At 53.0% G+C, this 17,747-nt stretch carries 16 protein-coding genes; 6 read left to right on the top strand and 10 right to left on the bottom strand.

Going from position 1 to position 17,747, the window contains the following annotated elements; all coding sequences use genetic code 11:
* Positions 1-7 precede the first annotated feature (7 nt).
* The gene (gene bglX, locus GUC46_RS08375; protein ID WP_160180087.1) at positions 8-2,305 is read right to left on the bottom strand and encodes a beta-glucosidase BglX; all 2,298 of its coding nucleotides are present in this window, start codon (positions 2,303-2,305) and stop codon (positions 8-10) included.
* A gap of 232 nt (positions 2,306-2,537) precedes the next feature.
* Here bglX and dld point away from each other — a divergent pair, with 232 nt between their 5' ends.
* Positions 2,538-4,247: a D-lactate dehydrogenase gene (gene dld / locus GUC46_RS08370; protein WP_003027361.1), complete on the top strand. Its 1,710-nt coding sequence runs from the start codon at positions 2,538-2,540 to the stop codon at positions 4,245-4,247.
* A gap of 64 nt (positions 4,248-4,311) precedes the next feature.
* Here dld and pbpG read toward each other — a convergent pair whose 3' ends face one another.
* Positions 4,312-5,259 (bottom strand): D-alanyl-D-alanine endopeptidase, encoded by a 948-nt coding sequence (pbpG, locus tag GUC46_RS08365; protein WP_003027363.1) that lies wholly within the window; start codon positions 5,257-5,259, stop codon positions 4,312-4,314.
* A gap of 180 nt (positions 5,260-5,439) precedes the next feature.
* On the bottom strand, positions 5,440-6,027 hold the full coding sequence (locus GUC46_RS08360) for a Yip1 family protein (protein ID WP_003840142.1): 588 nt from the start codon (positions 6,025-6,027) through the stop codon (positions 5,440-5,442).
* A gap of 242 nt (positions 6,028-6,269) precedes the next feature.
* Between GUC46_RS08360 and GUC46_RS08355 the strand changes: the two genes are divergently transcribed.
* Positions 6,270-6,839: a DedA family protein gene (locus tag GUC46_RS08355; RefSeq protein WP_003844394.1), complete on the top strand. Its 570-nt coding sequence runs from the start codon at positions 6,270-6,272 to the stop codon at positions 6,837-6,839.
* Between the two features lie 37 nt (positions 6,840-6,876).
* Here GUC46_RS08355 and mdtQ read toward each other — a convergent pair whose 3' ends face one another.
* Positions 6,877-8,316: a multidrug resistance outer membrane protein MdtQ gene (gene mdtQ / locus GUC46_RS08350; RefSeq protein ID WP_160180085.1), complete on the bottom strand. Its 1,440-nt coding sequence runs from the start codon at positions 8,314-8,316 to the stop codon at positions 6,877-6,879.
* 169 nt (positions 8,317-8,485) lie between these two features.
* Between mdtQ and GUC46_RS08345 the strand changes: the two genes are divergently transcribed.
* Positions 8,486-9,220: a bifunctional 2-polyprenyl-6-hydroxyphenol methylase/3-demethylubiquinol 3-O-methyltransferase UbiG gene (locus tag GUC46_RS08345; RefSeq protein WP_060854723.1), complete on the top strand. Its 735-nt coding sequence runs from the start codon at positions 8,486-8,488 to the stop codon at positions 9,218-9,220.
* A gap of 222 nt (positions 9,221-9,442) precedes the next feature.
* Here GUC46_RS08345 and dusC read toward each other — a convergent pair whose 3' ends face one another.
* The 6 genes from dusC to GUC46_RS08315 all read right to left on the bottom strand — a co-directional run bounded on the left by dusC (position 9,443) and on the right by GUC46_RS08315 (position 15,428).
* The gene (gene dusC / locus GUC46_RS08340) at positions 9,443-10,381 is read right to left on the bottom strand and encodes a tRNA dihydrouridine(16) synthase DusC (protein ID WP_160180083.1); all 939 of its coding nucleotides are present in this window, start codon (positions 10,379-10,381) and stop codon (positions 9,443-9,445) included.
* Positions 10,382-10,442: 61 nt separating this feature from the next.
* The gene (locus tag GUC46_RS08335; RefSeq protein ID WP_003840133.1) at positions 10,443-11,636 is read right to left on the bottom strand and encodes a 3-hydroxybenzoate 6-monooxygenase; all 1,194 of its coding nucleotides are present in this window, start codon (positions 11,634-11,636) and stop codon (positions 10,443-10,445) included.
* 14 nt (positions 11,637-11,650) lie between these two features.
* Positions 11,651-12,295, bottom strand: a complete 645-nt coding sequence (maiA, locus tag GUC46_RS08330; protein WP_032936672.1) for a maleylacetoacetate isomerase — start codon at positions 12,293-12,295, stop codon at positions 11,651-11,653.
* Between the two features lie 8 nt (positions 12,296-12,303).
* Positions 12,304-13,005, bottom strand: a complete 702-nt coding sequence (locus GUC46_RS08325) for a fumarylacetoacetate hydrolase family protein (RefSeq protein WP_003845199.1) — start codon at positions 13,003-13,005, stop codon at positions 12,304-12,306.
* 15 nt (positions 13,006-13,020) lie between these two features.
* Positions 13,021-14,058, bottom strand: coding sequence for a gentisate 1,2-dioxygenase (gene gtdA / locus GUC46_RS08320; protein WP_003840127.1), 1,038 nt, complete (start codon positions 14,056-14,058; stop codon positions 13,021-13,023).
* An 11-nt stretch (positions 14,059-14,069) separates the two neighbouring features.
* Positions 14,070-15,428, bottom strand: coding sequence for an aromatic acid/H+ symport family MFS transporter (locus GUC46_RS08315; protein ID WP_003845195.1), 1,359 nt, complete (start codon positions 15,426-15,428; stop codon positions 14,070-14,072).
* Between the two features lie 126 nt (positions 15,429-15,554).
* On the opposite strand from GUC46_RS08315, the gene GUC46_RS08310 reads away from it, so the two are divergent.
* The 3 genes from GUC46_RS08310 to GUC46_RS08300 all read left to right on the top strand — a co-directional run bounded on the left by GUC46_RS08310 (position 15,555) and on the right by GUC46_RS08300 (position 17,685).
* Entirely contained in the window at positions 15,555-16,463 is a 909-nt protein-coding gene (locus tag GUC46_RS08310) for a LysR substrate-binding domain-containing protein (RefSeq protein ID WP_003840122.1), read from the top strand.
* A gap of 131 nt (positions 16,464-16,594) precedes the next feature.
* Positions 16,595-16,993: a CidA/LrgA family protein gene (locus tag GUC46_RS08305; RefSeq protein ID WP_003027379.1), complete on the top strand. Its 399-nt coding sequence runs from the start codon at positions 16,595-16,597 to the stop codon at positions 16,991-16,993.
* Positions 16,990-17,685, top strand: a complete 696-nt coding sequence (locus tag GUC46_RS08300) for a CidB/LrgB family autolysis modulator (RefSeq protein ID WP_003027380.1) — start codon at positions 16,990-16,992, stop codon at positions 17,683-17,685. The genes GUC46_RS08305 and GUC46_RS08300 overlap by 4 nt, the downstream gene beginning before the upstream one ends.
* The last annotated feature ends 62 nt before the right edge of the window (positions 17,686-17,747 follow it).

The raw sequence follows: 17,747 nt of genomic DNA, 5'->3' as shown, positions 1-17,747 counted from the left end.
TAATCAATTACAGCAGTTCAAATTCGCCCTGCTTCACTCTGGCGGAATCCACGCCGATGAAAACGTTAAACTTGCCCGGTTCTGCATCGTATTGCATACGCTGATTCCAGAACTTCAGCGCCTCAATGTCAATCGGGAAGCTGACGGTCTGGGTTTCACCCGGCTTAAGATTCACTTTCTCAAAACCTTTCAGCTGTTTTACCGGACGACTCATGGAAGCGGTCACGTCCTGCAAATACATCTGAATCACCGTCGCACCTTCGCGCTTGCCGGTGTTGGTCACCTGCACGCTGGCCGTCACGGTCCCGTCACGCTTCATCGTTGGAGAAGAGAGCTTCACATCAGAAACCGTGAACGTGGTGTAGCTCAGGCCATAACCAAAGGGATACAACGGACCATTCGCTTCATCAAAGTAGCGCGACGTGTACTTGTTCGGCTTATCTGCGTTATACGGACGACCGGTATTGAGATGGCTGTAATAGACCGGAATCTGTCCGACAGAGCGCGGGAAAGACATCGGCAGCTTGCCTGACGGGTTGTAATCACCAAACAGCACATCGGCGATGGCGTTACCGCCTTCCGTCCCGGCAAACCAGGTTTCGAGGATCGCATCGGCCTGTTGATCTTCTTTAACCAACGCCAGCGGACGTCCGTTCATCAGTACCAGAACCAGAGGTTTACCGGTGGCTTTCAGCGCGGCAATCAGGTCACGCTGACTCTGTGGAATAGTGATATCGGTGCGGCTGGAAGCTTCATGCGCCATACCTTGCGCTTCGCCGACTACCGCAACCACCACGTCAGACTGCTTCGCTGCGTTCACGGCTTCATCGATCATCGCCTGAGGCGAGCGCGGGTCAACCTTCACCGCCTCTTCATACAGATTGAGGAAATCGACAATGCCTTTGTCGTTGGTGATATTCGCCCCTTTGGCGTACAGCACTTTGCCCTGATCGCCGACGGCGTTTTTAATCCCCGTCAGTACCGTTACCGACTGTTCGGCAACACCGGCGGCGGACCAACTGCCCATCACATCACGCTTGCTGTCAGCCAGCGGACCGACGACTGCCACGGTGGCGGATTTTTTCAGCGGCAACGTTTCCAGACGGTTTTTCAGCAGCACCAGGCTTTCTCGCGCTACTTCACGCGCCTCTTTACGGTGCAAACGGCTTTCCGCGTTGGTGTCCTGTGGGTCAGATTCTTTGGCCCCCAGATGACTGTACGGGTCGTTAAACAGCCCCATATCATATTTCACGTTCAGCACGTGGCGCGCGGCGTCATCCAGCTCCGCCATCGTCACTTTGCCGGATTTAATCAAGCCCGGAAGATATTTGCTGTAATACTCATCGCTCATACTCATATTAATGCCGGACTTGATCGCCACACGCACCGCATCTTCAGGATCGGAGGCAGTACCGTGCTTAATCAGTTCCTTAATCGCGCCGTGATCGGAAACGGTAATACCCTTAAAGCCCCATTCATCACGCAGCACGTCTTTGAGCAGCCATGCATCTGAGGTTGCAGGCGTACCGTTTAGCGAATTAAGTCCTACCATTACCGCACCGCTACCAGCGTCCAGCCCGGCTTTATACGGCGGCATATAGTCGTTGAACAGACGCTGTGGGCTCATATCGACGGTGTTATATTCCTTGCCACCTTCAACCGCGCCATAAGCGGCGAAGTGCTTGACGCTGGTCATCACCGAATAGCGATCCGCCGGGCTTTTACCCTGCATCGCTTCAACCATGGTTTTACCCATCGTAGCCGTTAAATACGTGTCTTCACCAAAACCTTCTGAAGCACGGCCCCAACGCGGATCGCGAGAGACATCGACCATTGGCGCCCAGGTCATATTCAGACCATCATCGGCGGCTTCATACGCGGAAATACGGCCAACGGTTCTGACCGCATCGAGATTAAAAGAGGACGCCAGGCCGAGACTTATCGGGAACACGGTACGTTGGCCGTGCAATACGTCGTAGGCAAAAAAGAGAGGAATTTTCAGGCGGCTGAGTTCCATCACCTGATCCTGCATTTTGCGGATATCCTGGCGCGTGACGGTGTTAAAAATTGCCCCAACCTGCCCGTCTTTGATCATCTCGCGGATGGCTTCTTTCGGGTTATCAGGCCCGACGCTTATCAAGCGTAGTTGCCCAATTTTCTCATCCACGGTCATCTGTTTAAGTAAATCGGTAACGAATGCATCCCGCGCTTCTGGCGTCAGAGGATGGTTACCAAACAGCGTGTCCGCCTGCGCTGGTTGCAACGCCAGACTCACCGCGACACCTACAGAACATAGCCATTTCATGTTGATTCTCTCTTTATTTTTTCCCGACGAGGCAGCGAAAATATAACAAAAACCGCAGTTTGCCGTAAGACTAAACGGGAGCGATAAAGAAAGCTAAGGTTATTCTCCTAATTTTCAAAACCAGCGCAAATCATTAGAAGACGAACCAGAGACAATATGAATGAGAAAGCGTATTGTCATACAAAGCGCTATGCTTGTTCCTGATATTGAGTCCCACCACAAGGAGTGGAGAATGTCTTCCATTACAACAGATAATAAAGCTTTCCTGAATGAACTGACCCGTCTGGTTGGTCATTCTCACCTGCTCACTGAACCTGCTAAAACAGCCCGCTATCGCAAGGGATTCCGCTCCGGCCAGGGCGAAGCGCTCGCCGTCGTGTTCCCCGGCTCGCTTTTAGAGCTGTGGCGCGTTCTCAATGCTTGCGTCGCCGCAGATAAAATTATCCTGATGCAGGCCGCCAATACCGGCCTGACCGAAGGCTCTACGCCGAGCGGAAATGATTACGACCGCGAAATTGTCATTATCAGCACCCTGCGCCTGGATAAACTGCACGTCATCGGCAAAGGCGAACAAGTGCTGGCTTATCCCGGTACAACGTTGTATTCGCTGGAAAAGGCGCTCAAACCGTTTGGCCGTGAGCCACATTCTGTGATCGGGTCATCCTGTATTGGCGCTTCGGTAATTGGCGGCATTTGCAACAACTCCGGCGGCTCGCTGGTACAGCGCGGCCCGGCATATACCGAGATGTCGCTGTTTGCGCGTATTGACGAACAAGGTAAATTGCAGCTGGTCAACCATCTGGGTATCGAGCTGGGCCAGACCCCGGAACAGATCCTGAGCAAACTTGATGACGAGCGGATTAAAGATGACGATGTCCGCCACGACGGGCGACACGCGCACGATCACGACTATGTCACCCGCGTCAGAGATATTGAGGCGGACACGCCCGCCCGCTATAACGCCGATCCGGATCGCTTGTTTGAATCATCCGGTTGTGCAGGTAAGCTCGCGGTTTTCGCCGTGCGTCTGGACACCTTCGAAGCCGAAAAAAATCAGCAGGTCTTTTACATCGGTACCAATCAGCCTGAAGTGCTGACGGAAATCCGCCGTCATATTCTGGCAAAATTTGAGCACCTGCCGGTCGCCGGTGAATATATGCACCGCGATATTTACGACATCGCCGAGCAATATGGCAAAGATACGTTTCTAATGATCGACAAGCTCGGCACCGACAAAATGCCGTTCTTTTTCACCCTGAAAGGTCGCACCGATGCGATGCTGGAAAAAGTGAAAATTTTCCGTCCGCATTTCACCGACCGGGCAATGCAGAAATTTGGTCATTTGTTCCCCAGCCACTTACCGGCACGCATGAAAAGCTGGCGCGATAAGTACGAGCATCACCTGCTGTTAAAAATGGCCGGTGGCGGCGTGGCTGAAGCGCAAAACTGGCTCAGCGAATATTTCAAAACCGCTGAAGGCGACTTCTTTGCCTGTACCCCAGAAGAAGGCAGCAAGGCGTTTTTGCATCGCTTTGCGGCGGCTGGCGCGGCAATTCGTTATCAGGCCGTACATGCCGATGAAGTAGAAGATATTCTGGCGCTGGATATCGCACTGCGTCGTAACGACACCGAATGGTATGAGCATCTGCCGCCAGAAATCGACAGTCAACTGGTGCATAAGCTCTATTACGGTCACTTTATGTGCTATGTATTCCATCAGGATTACATCGTGAAAAAAGGCGTGGATGCACATGCGCTGAAAGAGCAGATGCTGGAGCTTCTGCACGAACGCGGAGCACAGTATCCGGCAGAGCATAACGTCGGACATCTGTATAAAGCACCGGAAACATTAACCCGTTTTTACCGCGAGAATGACCCCACCAACAGTATGAATCCGGGTATTGGTAAAACGAGTAAGCAAAAGTTCTGGAAAGAATCGTAGGCCCGATAAGCGTAAGCGCCATCGGGCACGTTGCCGGGGGCGCTTCGCTTGGCCAGCCTACGGTTTAATCGTTTTGCGCGGTTTGCTCACCCGTAGCTGAACCTGCCGCCGCCATCTGCGCCGCTTTTTGCTTTTTGTAGCTCAGCGCTGCCGCCGGAACCGGCATCACCTTGCCGGTTTCAATCCAGGTGCGTAAACGGCTGGCATCGGCAAAGTGGGTATATTTACCGAACGCATCCATCACCACCAGCGCCACCGGTTTGTTATTGATCACGGTGCGCATCACCAGACAGTGGCCTGCCGCATTGGTAAATCCGGTTTTGGTTAACTGAATATTCCAGTTATCGCGGTATACCAGATGGTTGGTGTTACGGAATGGCAGCGTATAAGCCGGGTTGGCAAAGGTCGCCATATCTTCACGCGTAGTGCTTAACTGGCCAATCAGCGGATACTGCTTGCTGGCGATCAGCAGCTTGGTTAAATCACGAGCTGTCGAGACGTTATGAATCGATAAGCCGGTTGGTTCCACAAAGCGTGTCTGAGTCATGCCGAGCGCTTTCGCTTTGGCATTCATGGCTTTAATAAACGCGTTATAACCGCCAGGGTAATGGTGCGCCAGACTGGCTGCCGCACGGTTTTCTGACGACATCAGCGCCAGCAGTAGCATGTCTTTACGGCTAATTTCACTGTTCAGTCGCACACGAGAGTAGATGCCTTTCATTTCCGGTGTCTGACTGATATCAACTTTCAGTTTCTCATCCAACGGCAGTCGTGCATCAAGCACCACCATCGCGGTCATTAATTTGGTAATCGACGCAATCGGACGCACAAGGTCCGGGTGGTTCGAATAGATAACTTTGTTGGTATTCAGATCAACAATCATCGCGCTACCGGACGCTATCTCAGGTTGAGAAGCCGCTGCGGTAGTTGCCGTTTTCGCCACGGCTTGGGGTGCAAAAGGAACGGCCAGCACCAGGGCAAGGCTTAATAATGAAACTCGGAATTTCAGCATGATGAGATTTCTGATAATGGTTCACGCACGTCACAACGCACACCGCCAGAGACTAAGTATTATCTCAAGCTAGCTCAGGCATCATAGCGATCCGGCAGGTTTGCCGCCACAGGAGAATCGTCTCGAAATGCTGCGTTGCTGACTTTTACGTCAACAACGCAGCGCAGACAGGTTTATCCGTCAGAATAATCGGTAGCCGTAACCCCACAGGATTACCGTAATAGCCAGTAGAACTTCCAGCACCAACACACCGATCGCCAGCGTCGAACTGGAAAAACTTAACCCTTCCTCGCGTGTGATATTCAGGAACGTCGGTATGCCGAGATAAAGTAAATAGCCGGTGTAAAACAACGCGATGGTCCCCACCAATGCGCACAGCCAGACCAGCGGATAAAGTGCGACCAGTCCGCTTAAAAACAGCGGCGTCGCGACATATCCTGCAAAAACCATACAATGCGCCAGCGACGGGCGCTGCGGGTAATTACGCGCCATCCACCAGATAACCCGCCCCATAACGGCGACGCCCGCCAGCATCACCCCGTAAAACAGAATTGCCATCGCAAATCCGGTCAACAGAGATAGCTTCAGGATATTGCCATCGCCAAAATTCCAGCCGATTTGTGTAGTACCGATAAACGCGCAAACCACCGGGATTGCCGCCATCAGCAGTACATGGTGGGTATAGTGATGCGAAACGCTTTCGTTTTCGCTGTTGATCACGTGCATTTCACGATCGGGATGGGAAAACAGCCCCCAGACATGGTTCATACCGCCCCCTTGTTGTCAGCTCCGGACCTCAACACTTCAAGTATAATTCAGCTTTTGATTATTTTATGTACACAGAAAAAATACCGAAGCGCCGGGTAAAAAGTTTGTTCAGGCGTAGGCATGATAAGCGAAGCGCCATCAGGCATTGGAGAGCTGAGCGACCTTAAGCGCTACTACGCGGCTTTTCCGGCATCAAATAATCATAGGGTGTATGCTATTAGCAGTGGAGGTCATACAATCGTATGGATATAAATCATTATGTTGCGCAATACGGCTATGCTGCGTTAATCATCGGCAGTCTGGCGGAAGGCGAAACCATTACCCTGTTAGGCGGCGTTGCGGCGCATCAGGGCGTCCTGAAATTTCCCCTGGTGGTACTCTCGGTCGCGCTGGGCGGGATGATTGGCGATCAGTTGCTTTATTTACTCGGACGTCGTTTTGGCGGCAAAATTTTGCAGCGTTTCTCGCGCCACCAGGCGAAAATTGATTACGCACAGAAGATGATCCAGCGACGTCCTTACCTGTTTGTGGTCGGTACGCGCTTTATGTACGGCTTTCGCGTTATTGGTCCCTTACTGATTGGCGCCAGTCACCTGCCGCCGAAGATCTTTTTACCGCTAAATATTCTTGGTGCGCTTGTCTGGGCATCGTTATTTACGACTCTGGGCTACATCGGTGGTGAAGTGATAGCGCCGTGGCTGCACAGCCTTGACCAGCATATCAAGCATGGCATCTGGCTGGTGCTGGTTATCGGGATTGTCGCGGGCGTCCGCTGGTGGATGAAACGGCGAAGCACGCGTAAAGCGCAATGAAGATGGCCCGACAGCAGAACACCGTCGGGCCGATTAATCAGGACGCGTGATAACCGCCGCCCAGCGCACTGGTCAACTGAATTGAGGCATCCAGCCATTGGCCCTGCAAAAGCAGACCGTTGCACTGCTCACGTAATGCCGGGATCTTTGCCTCGCTGACCCTGGAGCCCGCAATAATACCCGCATTAAAGCGCGCCTGAGCCAGCCCCACTACGCGCTGAGCGTCATGTTCAATCTGCTGCTGATGCTGATTTTTCTGCGCTAATGTTTCTACCTGCGATGCGGCACGTGCCACGTCATTCACCGCATCCACCACCGCTTTGTTGTAATTCGCCACCGTCAGGTTGCTTTGCGCTTTCGTAATATCGAGATTTGCGTTCAGCCTGCCGCTGTCAAAGATAGGCAGAGTCAGCCCGGCGGTTACGCCCATTTGCTGCGCGGAATGGCGGAACAGGTCACTCAGATGTAACGCATCCTGTTGTAAAAATGCCATCAGATTCACATCGGGATAAAATGCCGCTTTCGCCGCATCAATGCTGCTCAGCGATGACTCAATGTACCAGTGCGCCGCCTGTAAATCCGGGCGGCGGGCCAGTAGCGAGTAACCCAATTGTGACGGGAGCTGGCTTTCGACCGCGGGCAGTGGGGTCGAATGGAGCTTCAGGGCAGTGGACTGGGCATTGGTCAGCGCGCTCAGCCGTGCTTCAATCACCTTCATTTTGCCGCTGACATCATTCAACTGCTGCTCTGTTTTGCTGGAGTCAATATCAGTTTCAACGCCTTCCACTGAAGAAGTTAGACCGTTTTGATACAGCTGACGATCGACGGTTATCACATTTTGCTGCTCGCTTTCGATTTGCGTCAGTACGGTTTTCAGCGCCGCCTGCGTCTGCCATTCCCAGTAAAGGCGGGAGACACCGCTCGCCAGCAGCTGCCGGGTTTGCTCGCGCTCAGCCTCACGTGCCTTAACGGCCCCAATACGCGCCGTCACTTCAGCCCGATTTTTACCCCACAGATCCAGATTCCAGCCAGCGGTTAAACCAAAGGTTCCATTGGTGTACCACGGTCCTGTTGTTCCGGCGGCCGGATCGGTAATGGCAAACGGTCCCATCAGCCCCTCAGCTGACATTCTCTGACGCTCAACGTCTGCGGAGAAGTCGATCTCCGGGCCATCCTGTGCTTCCACAGCCTTAGCCTGCGCCTCCGCCAGTTGAATGCGCTGTTCCGCTACCTGCATATCAGGAGAATTTCGCAACGTGCTGTCAATCAACGCATTAAGTTGTGGGTCGTGATATGCCCTCCACCACTGGCTGTCCGGCCAGCCATTTTTTAACGCGGCAGGCAATGTGGTATCGACATTCGCAGCAGGGGTCTGCTGTGACAGAGACTGGCGGTCATCATGCATAGGCGCACAGCCTGCCATCAGAACAAAAAGCAGCAACAATGCCGTGGTGATAAACACAGAATTACGATTCATGGAGATATACAGGTAAGAAAAGATGTGCAGAGATTACGACTTGTCGCTTTTGCTTTTTTAGTTACGCGTGGCAATACATCTTTGGCAATAAAAATATAAAATCAGAAAAATATACACCTCGCGAATAATATAGGTTAAATAGTTTTAATAATTAATGGATGGAGATTTTATGTCACAGAATATCTATGACGATCCTGAGTTCTTTGCCGGATATGCCACGCTGGATCGTTCAGTAAAGGGGCTCGACGGCGCGCCAGAATGGCCGACAATACAAGCGATGCTCCCCTCTCTTCAAGGCAAAAACATTCTTGATTTGGGCTGTGGATATGGCTGGTTTTGCCGCTACGCACGCGATAATCAGGCTGCCAGTGTAATGGGACTGGATATTTCACAAAAAATGTTAACTCAGGCGCACAGTATGACGCAGGGTAATGGCATCGTTTATCAGCGTGAAGATCTCGAAACGCTTACCTTGTCCCGAAATTCCTTTGATCTGGTTTATAGCTCGCTTGCCCTGCACTATTTGCACGATATAGAACGATTATTCGTAACCATTTACCAGTCATTAACACCGGGAGGTATGTTGGTTTTCTCTGCTGAGCATCCAATTTATACCGCACCGCTTAACCAGGGCTGGATCAAAGATAAAACCGGGCAACTCTCCTGGCCGATTAATCATTATCAGCAGGAAGGTGAGCGCATCAGTAACTGGTTTGCTGAGGGCGTCAAAAAACAGCATCGTAAGCTGGCGACCTGGATTAATGCGCTGATTGGGGCCGGATTCGACATCGTTTGTGTCGATGAATGGGGACCTTCCGCGCAACAGATTGCTGAAAACCCAGCGTTAGATGAAGAAAAAGAGCGGCCGATGGTGTTTCTGCTCAGCGCACGTAAACCTGCATAACAGCGCCTCCAGGCAGAATGATTAATACTTTCCTATACTCAATCTGAACTTACCAAAAAAAGGAAAGTTAATGAAAATTCTGCTGTGGGTTATTCTGATTATTTTTCTGATTGGACTGTTGGTGGTAACAGGCATGTTTAAGATGATTTTTTGATATTGCTGCCTATCAGCCAGCCCGGATAAGGCATTAACATTTAATCCGGTCTGGCGCATCAGCTGTGTTCAAAGGGTAATAGCCTGAATCGCACGCGCGATATCCGGCGAATTGTTTAACGCACGAATTTCCTGAAACAGCGCGGTTGCCTCTGAATATTCTTTTCGCAGATACCCTAACCACTGCTTAATCCGCGCTACATGATACAGCCCGGTGTCCCCCTGCTTTTCAAGACGGGTATATTTTTGCAACAGCGTCACGACATCAGGCCACGGCATACGCGGCTCGTTGTATTTCACCACGCGGCTCAGGTTTGGAATATTTAATGCGCCACGTCCTATCATCACCGCATCACAGCCGGTGATAGCCATGCAATCCTGAGCACTTTGCCAGTCCCAGATTTCGCCATTCGCGATAACCGGAATAGTCAGTCGCTGGCGGATCTCGCCAATCGCCTGCCAGTTAATATGTTCTGCCTTATAGCCCTGTTCCTTGGTTCGACCATGCACCGCCAGTTCGCTGGCGCCAGCCTGCTGCACGGCATCGGCAATTTCAAACTGCCGATCGCTGTTATCCCAGCCCAGACGCACTTTCACCGTCACCGGGAGATGAGCCGGGACCGCCTCGCGCATAGCTTTTGCGCCCCGGTAGATAAGCTCAGGATCTTTCAGTAACGTTGCGCCACCGCCGCTGCCGTTCACCAGTTTTGACGGACAACCACAGTTCAGATCGACACCGAACGATCCCAGTTCTACCGCACGCGCCGCGTTTTCCGCCAGCCACTGCGGGTACTGCCCCAACAGTTGGATGCGAACCTGCGTACCGGATGACGTACGGCTGTTGTTATGCAGTTCCGGGCAGAGCCGATGAAATACTTTTGCCGGCAGGAGCTGATCCACCACGCGCACAAACTCGGTGATGCACAGATCGTAATCATTCACTTCAGTCAGCAGCTCGCGCACCAGTGAGTCGAGCACGCCTTCCATCGGCGCCAGTAAAACACGCATATCGTCACCCGCAAAAAAAGAGGCGCTATGGTAGCGCCTCCGTTCGGGAGATTAAAGAGGCTCAGCGTGGCAGCAGGCAGTTATCTTCTTTCCAGCCGTATAACCATTCCATACCGCGATAAAATTCCGCCTGCGATTTGTCTTTCCACAACAGATTACGCACCTGACGCTCGACACCTGCGGCATGGTAGACGCGTCCCATTTCTCGCGTTGACCAGACGATGCGTGCGGTACGCGGAATACGCACCGACTCATACAGCGCAAAGGCATCAGCCGCATCGCCGTCACACTGCTGTAACGCTTTACCTAGCGTGACAGCATCTTCCAGCGCCATACAGGCTCCTTGCGCCATATATTGCGCCACCGGGTGCGCGGCATCTCCCACCAGCGTGATGCGGTCGGTTCCCCATTTCTCTACCGGCTCACGATCGGCGGTTGACCAGCGCCGCCATGACGTCGGTTTATCCAGCATCTGACGGGGGCGTGGATGAATACCCGCAAAATAGGAGAGCACTTCCTCTTTGCTACCATCCTTCACCCCCCACTCCTCCTGCTGACGACTGTGGAAGGTCACCACCAGGTTGTACTGTTTGCCGCCGCGCAGTGGATAGTGCACCAGATGACAATGCGGTCCGGCCCACAATACCGGCGCGTTAATGCGCAAATCTTCCGGCATATCATCGCAATCAATCACGGCGCGATAGACCACGTGCCCGGTAACCCGTGGAGCATCGCCAATCAGAGACTGACGAACAACCGATTTTACACCGTCACAGCCCACCAGAATATCCGCCGTCCAGTTGTTGCCGTGCTCGTCAAATACCGTCACGTCATTCTCTGTCTGGCGAATATCAACCACATTAGTTGAAGTGCGATACTCAACGTTAGGATGCACCAGCGCCGCTTCCCAAACGCTGGCGTGAATATCAACTCGATGGATAACCGCATAAGGACCGCCAAAGTGATCGCGGAACGCCTGCCCGGTTTCAATCCGTACTACCTCTTTCGCATTTACCGCATCCATCATCGTGATGTGGTCGGTAAAAACGGCGCGTTGACGGGCAACTTCCCCCACACCAAGGCTGTCCAGAGCAGAGAATGCATTCGGCCCGAGCTGAATACCTGCGCCAATTTCACCAATCTCGTGCGCTTTCTCCAGCAACATCACTTTAATGCCCTGACGGGCTAGCGATAGCGCGGTCGCCGCGCCGCCAATCCCGCCACCCACGATAATTGCGCGTGTCACTTTAGCCATTGTCGTTCTCCTTATCAGGCTGGAATTTTGTCTTGTTGATTCTCGGGCGCGGCGGCGATAAACGCCGGAAGCTGGGTACAGGCATCATATACCGCCTTACAGCGTGGATATCCGCTCAGATCGCAACCCATCCGCAACGCGTTTGCCCACTGCGGGATCAGACAGCAATCCGCCAGCGTCGGTGCGTCCCCCACGCAAAACGTCCCCGAGTGACTCTGGCGCAACATCTGTTCCACCGCGCTTAACCCTTGCTGGATCCAGTGGGCATACCAGCGTTTTTTATCTTCTTCACTGACCTTTAGCTCTTCGCTCAGGTAGCGCAGCACCCGTAGATTGTTTACAGGGTGAATATCGCAGGCGATGGCATAAACGATTTCCAGCACCTTACTACGCGCCGGGAAATCGGCGGGCAGCAGCGGCGACTGCGGAAAGTGGCCATCCAGCCAGTCGGTTATCGCCAGAGACTGCCCGAGTGATTCTCCGTCATCGGTCACCAGCGTCGGCACCAGTCCCACCGCATTCATTCGCCGGTAGGCCAGTTCGTTCTGCTGACCAATGCGAATATTGACGCCCACCGTCTGGTAATCGAGCCCCTTCAGCGCCAGCGCAATGCGTACACGATATGACGCGGAGCTATTAAAGAAACTGTACAGCTTCATTATGCACCTCAGACAATCTTCACGGCGATGGGGGTTAAACCGTCTACGTTTCCGGTAATCACATCCCCTTTCACTACCGCCCCTACGCCTTCGGGTGTACCGGTGTAGATCAGATCGCCTGGCTGCAGTTCGAAAAAGCCTGACAGATAGCTGATGGTTTCATTCACAGACCAGATGAGGTGGCGAATATCGCTACGCTGGTGATCGTCGCCGTTGACCTGCAACCAGATTGGCGCATGGTTAACATCCACACTTTCGCTGGCTTTATGCAACGGCGCGATGGGCGCGGAGAGATCAAACGCTTTGCCGATTTCCCACGGACGCCCCATCTGACGCATCTCCATCTGCCGGTCACGGCGGGTCATATCCAGACCGGTGGCATAGCCCCAGATATATTCATGCGCTTTTTCCAGCGGAATATCGCTGCCCTTTTTACCAATCGCCACCACCAGCTCTATCTCATAGTGATAGTTATCGGTCTGCGATGGGTACGGCAGTTCAAGGATCTGACCAGCTGCCACCGGGACTACTGCATCAGCAGGTTTACAGAAGAAGAATGGGGGTTCGCGATCCGGATCAAAGCCCATTTCACGCGCATGAGCGGCATAGTTACGGCCCACACAGTAAACGCGGCGCACGGGAAATTGTTCATCGCAGCCAACCACCGGAACGGTAACAGGCGCTTGTGGTTCGAATACATATTGCGTCATTTTCTCTCTCCCAAATTAATAGCGTGCTTCACGGAACAGCCCCAGCGCTTCCTGAACCGGTCTGTCCGAAAAACTGAATAAGACGGTATCTTCGTGGGTCTGGAACGACACGCCGTGCCAGGTCGGCACCACAAAAATATCTTTTGGCGAAAAGTTGAAGGTCTCGTTACCGATGGTGACCTGCCCACTTCCTTCCACCACATGATAGATAGTGCTGTCAGTGGTACGCGCCATTCGTGAGGAAAAGCCCTGCGGCAACAGTTGCAGGAAGGTTCCCATCGAAGGCATGGGATAACCGCCGGTTACCGGGTTGACGTAACGCATCTTGTAACCGTCCCACTCATCGGCGTCGCCCATACGGGTCAGGTCATGTAGCGCTTCACGGCTGCGATCGTAGCGATAGTTAAAAATCGGCGATGAGTTACCCTTCTGATGACGCAGCGGCAACATATTGGCCGCGTAGCGCGGTAAGTAATCCCCTTCCTGGCGCGTGACCGGCTGCTGATCTTCCGGGTAGTCTTCCGCAAAGCCGCAGCCCAGCAGATTCACCAGCGGCAGATCCAGACCGTCCAGCCACACCACCGGTTCACTGCCCGGGTTGCCGTGATCGTGCCAGCGCCACTGCGGCGTCAGAATAAAATCGCCTTCATGCATCTGGGTGCGCTCGCCATCCACGGCGGTAAATGCCCCTTTCCCTTCGACAATAAAGCGCAGCGCAGACTGGTTGTGGCGGTGACTCGGCGCAACCTCGCCCGGCATAATTAACTGCAATCCTGCGTACAGCGTTGGGGTGATTGAAGACTGTCCGCGCAACATTGGGTTTTCCAGCACCAGCACGCGGCGAATCGCCTCTTTCGCGCCAATCAGATCGCCACTTTCTAACAGCAGAGGGCGGATCTCCTGATAGTTCCAGTACGCAGGCGCGCAATGTGCGTTCGGGGTTGGCGGCACCAGGCGGTGCAGCGACTCCCACAGAGGGGTCAGATTCTGCCCGGAAATATGCTGGTAAAACTGCTGACGGCTGTTCTTAACATCCTGATTCAGTTCAGACATAGGGATTCTCCTTATTCATTCACAACACCTGCGCGAGGCAGAGTATTTGAGGCAGAGGCCGACTGGCGGATAACAACCGTCAGCAGCGTAAGCATCACCGCGCTGATGGCCGCCGGGACGGCAATAATGAAAAACAGGTTATCGAATGAGAAATTCATCGCCATCATCACGCCGCCAGAAAGCGAGCCGACAATCGCGCCGCAGCGCCCCACCGCATTAGACCAGCTGACGCCCGTCGCCCGGCTTTGTGTCGGATATAGCGTGGCGGTTAACGCATTTAGACCAACCTGAGAACCGCTGATACCAATGCCGGTGCCAAAAATAGCCAGAGCCATCAACCACAGACCGTTCTCGCTCAGGCCAATCATGACGATGCACACTGCGCCCAGTGCATAACTCACGGCCAGCACGCGGAAAGGATTGTATTTATCCATCAGCATGCCCAGCGCCAGCGCCCCCAGCGTTCCTCCAATCTGGAAGGCGGCAGTTACCCATGAGGCATGCTGCAGATCAATTCCACGATGGTTTAACAGCGTTGGCATCCAACTGGAGAGCAGATAAATAATCAGCAAGCTCATAAAGAACACTACCCATAGCATCAGGGTAATGGGCAGCTGTCGCCCGACGAACAGCTGGCGAATGCTTCCTTTAGCAATCGCTGTGTCCTCGTTGAGATAAAAATGGGTAGTGTCATAACGTTCCCGGGTGATGGCGCTAACGGTTCTGGCAATCACGTTTTGCGGCAGTTGGCGACGAACCTGCCAGCGCGGGGATTCCGGTAGCGCAAACAGCAGAGCCACAAACAGCATGAGTGGTAGAACGCCTCCCAGCACCAGAATGCCGTGCCAGCCAATAACCGGCACCAGTTGCGCGCTCACAATCCCACCCATCGCCGACCCCAGGGTAAATCCACAAAACATCATGGTCACCAGCGCGCCACGCCGCCGCGCTGGCAGGTACTCTGACGTCATGGTGATGGTATTTGGCATCGCGCCGCCCAAACCTAACCCGGTAAGAAAGCGCAAAATAACCAGCGTTTGTAGATCGGGAGAAAAAGCCGAAATCAGGCTCAGGGCGCCGAACAGCGCCACGCAGAGTTCAATCACCCGTTTACGGCCAAAACGGTCAGACAATGGGCCGCAGAGCAATGCGCCAGCGGTTAGCCCCAACAGGCCTGCGCCAAACAACGGCGCCAGATCGCCGGCAGTCAGCTGCCAGTGAGTACGAATGTCGGGAGCGATAAAGCCAATAGCTGCGGTATCAAATCCGTCGAGCATGACGACCAGAAAACAGCAAATGATAACGCGCCACTGGGTCTTACCGACGGGAGCGGAATCGATCAGTGCTTGTAGATCACGTTGATGAGTCATAGTGAATGCCTCAGTGCAGGTAGAGTAGATGTCTGTTTTGTTTTAGGTATGTTGCGACTTTGTATGTTTGGAGATGAAATGTACAATGGCTTTTCATGCAGAGGCATAACCTGGAGGTTATAGCAAATGGCAAATTGGGCGCAGAAACTTAAGTTGCAACACCTGCAAACGCTTATCGCGCTGGGCGAACAGGGAAATCTGACTCACGTCGCACGGATGATGAATATCACCCAGCCAGCGTTGTCAAAATGGTTATCACAGCTCGAAGATGAGATTGGCATCACCCTCTTTGAACGTCACAGCAAAGGCTTGCGTCCTTCCGAAGGCGGCAAGCTGTTACTGCAGCATGCCCAACGCCTGCTCAATGATATGGAACGTTCGCAATATGAAATCGCCCGTTTTAAGCAAGGCGGCCTGGTGGGAAGTCTGAAGATTGGCTGCTCACCCGTAGCGACCGACTGCGTTTCACTGGCAATACTGGGTTTGCTCAAAGAGTTGCCAACCCTGAACCTTAATATCGAAGAGAAAGTGATGACCCCGCTGCTGCACGATCTGCTCGCGGGTTCGGTGGATGTCGTCGTCGGTCGCGTCGGTGGCCGGGCGCTTCAGTTGCCGCTCAATTACCAGGTGCTCTATACCGAGCCGGTCTGTTTCGTCGCCCGTCCCGATCATCCCTTGGCAAAATATCCCTTGCTCACCTGGCACGATCTGGCGAACTGGCGCTGGATTGTCTGGCCAACAGGAACCCCTATCCGGATAAGCATTGATAACGCGCTGGTTGATAACGGCGTCATGTTGCCGGAAAACATCATTGAATCGGCGTCGATCAACGTCAGTACCAACCTGCTGCAAAGTAGCGATATGATCTCTATTCTTTCTTTGCGTCTGGCACAACGGTATGCCGCCCAGGGGCAGTTGGCTATTCTGAATCTGCCGAAGATTGAACAAAAAGGCAGCGTCGGCGTATTCTGGCGCAACAACGAAACACCTACTACCGCCCTGAATCGTTTTTTGTATTATCTGGCACAGGCTTAGCGCGGAGAGTTAGGGCCATCGCCCGATGTTCCAGATATCTATTTCCTCTATGCTTAGAATTCATGATGTGATCGGTAGCACGTTTTTAAGTTTAATTGTATGATGAATCAGTCTCGTCAAGGGTTTCAACTATGAGCAAAGCACTGAACGTTATCTGGCAATATTTGCGCGCATTCGTCCTGATTTATGCCTGCCTCTACGCAGGTATTTTTCTTGCGTCGCTACTTCCTATCACCATTCCGGGCAGCATTATCGGCATGCTGATTCTGTTTGTCTTACTGGCTTTGCAGGTGTTACCGGCAAAATGGGTTAACCCTGGCTGCTACGTGCTGATTCGTTATATGGCCCTGCTGTTTGTCCCGATTGGCGTGGGGATCATGCAGTACTTTGACCTGCTCCGCGCACAATTTGGTCCGGTAGTGGTGTCCTGTACCATCAGTACGCTGGTCGTTTTCCTGGTGGTGAGCTGGAGCTCGCACATTGTGCACGGTGAACGCAAAATCGTTGGGCAAAAAGGGTCTAAAGAATGATGTCGTATATCTGGTGGTCTTTACCTCTTACGCTGGCGGTATTTTTTGGCGCACGTAAGCTGGCTGCACGATTTAAAATGCCGCTATTGAACCCGCTGCTGGTTGCCATGGTGGTGATTATTCCCATTCTGCTGCTGACCGGCATTCCCTACGATCACTATTTCAAAGGCAGCGAAGTACTGAACGATTTACTGCAACCTGCCGTGGTCGCGCTGGCCTATCCGTTATACGAACAGCTGCACCAAATTCGCGCCCGCTGGAAATCAATCATTGCTATCTGTTTTGCCGGGAGCGTTGTGGCGATGGTAACAGGTACAACAATCGCTTTGTTGATGGGCGCATCACCGCAAATTGCCGCGTCTATCATGCCAAAATCGGTCACCACGCCTATCGCTATGGCCGTGGGAGGCAGTATTGGCGGCATTCCGGCTATCAGCGCCGTATGCGTTATTTTTGTCGGTATCCTCGGGGCAGTATTTGGTCATACGTTGCTTAATGCGATGCGTATTCGCACCAAGGCCGCTCGGGGGCTGGCAATGGGCACCGCGTCGCACGCCCTGGGTACCGCACGCTGTGCAGAACTGGACTACCAGGAAGGCGCGTTTAGCTCTCTTGCGCTGGTTATTTGTGGCATTATCACCTCGTTGGTTGCCCCATTCCTGTTCCCGATTATTCTGGCGGTGGTGGGTTAACCTTCATTTTTTAGCTATTTATTTGCGATGCGTTGCACATTTTTCATTTAAGTTTCATAAGT

This window comes from Citrobacter sp. LUTT5, from assembly GCF_009905315.1.
Lineage (GTDB): Bacteria > Pseudomonadota > Gammaproteobacteria > Enterobacterales > Enterobacteriaceae > Citrobacter > Citrobacter freundii.
Note: the sequence above shows the minus strand (reverse complement) of the source record. Positions and strands in the feature narration are given on the sequence as shown.

Coding starts and splice junctions, on each gene's coding strand:
- bglX (WP_160180087.1), bottom strand. CDS start 2,305: ATGAAATGGCTATGTTCTGTAGGTGTCGCGGTGAGTCTGGCGTTGCAA.
- dld (WP_003027361.1), top strand. CDS start 2,538: ATGTCTTCCATTACAACAGATAATAAAGCTTTCCTGAATGAACTGACC.
- pbpG (WP_003027363.1), bottom strand. CDS start 5,259: ATGCTGAAATTCCGAGTTTCATTATTAAGCCTTGCCCTGGTGCTGGCC.
- GUC46_RS08360 (WP_003840142.1), bottom strand. CDS start 6,027: ATGAACCATGTCTGGGGGCTGTTTTCCCATCCCGATCGTGAAATGCAC.
- GUC46_RS08355 (WP_003844394.1), top strand. CDS start 6,270: ATGGATATAAATCATTATGTTGCGCAATACGGCTATGCTGCGTTAATC.
- mdtQ (WP_160180085.1), bottom strand. CDS start 8,316: ATGAATCGTAATTCTGTGTTTATCACCACGGCATTGTTGCTGCTTTTT.
- GUC46_RS08345 (WP_060854723.1), top strand. CDS start 8,486: ATGTCACAGAATATCTATGACGATCCTGAGTTCTTTGCCGGATATGCC.
- dusC (WP_160180083.1), bottom strand. CDS start 10,381: ATGCGTGTTTTACTGGCGCCGATGGAAGGCGTGCTCGACTCACTGGTG.
- GUC46_RS08335 (WP_003840133.1), bottom strand. CDS start 11,636: ATGGCTAAAGTGACACGCGCAATTATCGTGGGTGGCGGGATTGGCGGC.
- maiA (WP_032936672.1), bottom strand. CDS start 12,295: ATGAAGCTGTACAGTTTCTTTAATAGCTCCGCGTCATATCGTGTACGC.
- GUC46_RS08325 (WP_003845199.1), bottom strand. CDS start 13,005: ATGACGCAATATGTATTCGAACCACAAGCGCCTGTTACCGTTCCGGTG.
- gtdA (WP_003840127.1), bottom strand. CDS start 14,058: ATGTCTGAACTGAATCAGGATGTTAAGAACAGCCGTCAGCAGTTTTAC.
- GUC46_RS08315 (WP_003845195.1), bottom strand. CDS start 15,428: ATGACTCATCAACGTGATCTACAAGCACTGATCGATTCCGCTCCCGTC.
- GUC46_RS08310 (WP_003840122.1), top strand. CDS start 15,555: ATGGCAAATTGGGCGCAGAAACTTAAGTTGCAACACCTGCAAACGCTT.
- GUC46_RS08305 (WP_003027379.1), top strand. CDS start 16,595: ATGAGCAAAGCACTGAACGTTATCTGGCAATATTTGCGCGCATTCGTC.
- GUC46_RS08300 (WP_003027380.1), top strand. CDS start 16,990: ATGATGTCGTATATCTGGTGGTCTTTACCTCTTACGCTGGCGGTATTT.